Origin of the sequence: Vibrio sp. 10N.222.48.A3 (genome assembly GCF_041475345.1) — a bacterium.
GTDB lineage: Bacteria > Pseudomonadota > Gammaproteobacteria > Enterobacterales > Vibrionaceae > Vibrio > Vibrio tasmaniensis_A.
Map to the genome: position 1 here is coordinate 1 of NZ_JBFRVX010001465.1, position 2,346 is coordinate 2,346.

The window sequence follows — 2,346 nt, forward strand, 5'->3', positions numbered from 1 at the left end:
CTTCATCACTAATATCGCCAGTCAGTAATAATGGGGCAACCTCGATTGCGTCATTTAAAGGCTTACATTCAATATAGTTGTCTTTAAAATCCTTATCTTCTTTAGCTCTAAGTCGTAGAAATGGGATAACTTCTCTCATTACCTTTTTCATTTCGAATAATGCAGCTTTATATATGAAGTTATCTTTATCAACACCTGTTTTTGTTGTTGTCCAAGGCAACAAGCTCGAGTCATCAGCCTCAAACTCTACAATCCCTCGGAAAAAAGCATAATCGGGATGATATTGTGGAATACCGTCAAGGCGCCAACCTGAAATAGTGGTTTGCTCTGCAGAAGATATTAATCGCCCATTACAAACTATATACCAACCACCATCCTTCAAGCTCCTTTCTGATATTCCAGCTGTAATTTTAACTTTAACAGTTGATTTTTCGAAATTAAAATTAACTGGTTTCAATTCTTCCGAAGACTTTAGCTTAATTTCAAAATTATCGACCAACTTGTCATTTATATATATTTTCAAACCAGAGTTTATCGATTTAAAGTGAGCAACGGAACACTCTCGACCTAAAATGTAAACAAAATTCTCAAGATTAAATTGATCAGAAACCGATGGGAATAAATCGTTTACTTCAATTATCGTTTCACCACAACGCAAACTTTCGGCAATCTGTTCAGTGAAGTTAAATTTCCATTCATCCAATCCTTTCCATTGCTGAACATCCACATCTACAGAAAATGGATTATTTTCAGAGTTAGACATCACACGAAAACTATTACCTAACTTAAATAAAGTTCGCTTCATTCCAACCCCAAACTGACCTACCGAAAATGATGTATTTTCTCTTTCTTTTGGTCTGCCAAATCGGAAAGCATAATCCTTTGCTATTTTTAATGGAATTCCACCACAATTATCCCAAATAAGAAATTTATCTTCATTCATTGTAATTCTTATTTCAGGATCTTTAGTCCCATTTGATTTTGCAGCATCAACACTATTATCAATCAAATCAAGGATTGAGCGATCAAGAGGTATATCTCGAGTTAACATTTCAATAAAAAATTCTTTTGTTGGACTTGCATCAATTTGCGTTTCAACAACCATTTCATTACCTTATTTATAAAGTTATTAGTAATTTAATTACCTGAGTTACTTAAATACTTCTTTCTGATGCCAACTCAAATACGCTACGTTTGGCAACCACTTATCTCTTTTTGGTAATCGTATGAATTTGTCATCGAAATCAAAAAATAGACGTTGTGCTTGCTCTCCACCATTAAGACTTTCTGACAGCTTCACTTTAAAATCTTCAGTGATTGAAAACGCCCCTTTATCAAAAGCTTTATGATGCACTGCGCAGAGTGTTAGCCCATTGTTTACATCACAGGGTCCATGAAACTGCTTCCACTTGATATGTGCAGCTTCTAAACCAACAGTTACTTCATCCATTTTAAGGTCATAGCCACACACAGCACATTGATAGTTATAAGCACGGAGTACTTCTTTTCTAAAATTAGGATCGCGCTTTTGCACATTCCGTGTCACCAATTCAACATCTAACTGTGTAGCAATATCCGTGATAAGGCTTTCAGGAAAGCTCTCACTTAAAATCAGTTCAATCAACTCTAAAGTTAATTGGCGATTTCCTTTTAAAACGGCATAAGCTTGGTCGTTAAAGCCAGCAGTTACTCCATGTTTAAATAACTCAGCTTTTGATGGATCTGTATTACTCTTGCGAGACTTGCAATCTTCATCATTATTTACAGTCCAAAAACCATCATTTTTTAAACGCCAAAATGGATATTCAGGATGATAAATGGAACGTTGAGGCCCAAAACGTTTTAGCAGATCTTGTACCTCTTTATGGAACGACTCTTCATATAAGAAGAACTGATCATGCCCATGTAAATACTGAGACAAAACATACGCCATCATAATTGGTTTATTCGGTGCACGTTGGTCACTACGCGACCAGCGCTTAACACCCAAAACTGCTTTTTTAAGCTGATCAGGCGTCACTCAGTAACTCCCAAAACGCTTTGTCTTTAATCTTTGTTATCTTCTTATCTCCATCCACGTAGAGGCTGTAGTGTTTTTCTAACTCACGAATAGACTTCATCAGGTTTTCTTGTTCTTGCCTATCATCTTTGTTAAAAATCGACTTGATATCTTGATTTTTTATCTGTGACACACGGTGAACAATCCAACTAAGAACATAACTTGAATAATCATTCTCGCTGGTTTTGAAGTGGGTAATATCTTGCGTTGATAGAATCACACCAACCCCGTATTCACGCCCTTCTTTCAAGATTTTGCGTAAACTCGGGAAGTTCTGAGACATAAAG

General features: G+C 36.1%; 3 protein-coding genes. All 3 read right to left on the reverse strand.

The window, feature by feature from the left end; all coding sequences use genetic code 11:
* Positions 1-1,105 (reverse strand): ATP-binding protein (locus tag AB4653_RS27140; protein WP_372105789.1); only part of this gene is annotated, 1,105 nt, incomplete at its 3' end.
* A gap of 45 nt (positions 1,106-1,150) precedes the next feature.
* Entirely contained in the window at positions 1,151-2,020 is an 870-nt protein-coding gene (locus tag AB4653_RS27145; protein ID WP_017104396.1) for a phosphorothioated DNA-binding restriction endonuclease, read from the reverse strand.
* Positions 2,010-2,346: hypothetical protein (locus tag AB4653_RS27150; protein WP_372105790.1), on the reverse strand; the 337-nt coding region annotated here is incomplete at its 5' end. The genes AB4653_RS27145 and AB4653_RS27150, both read right to left, overlap by 11 nt.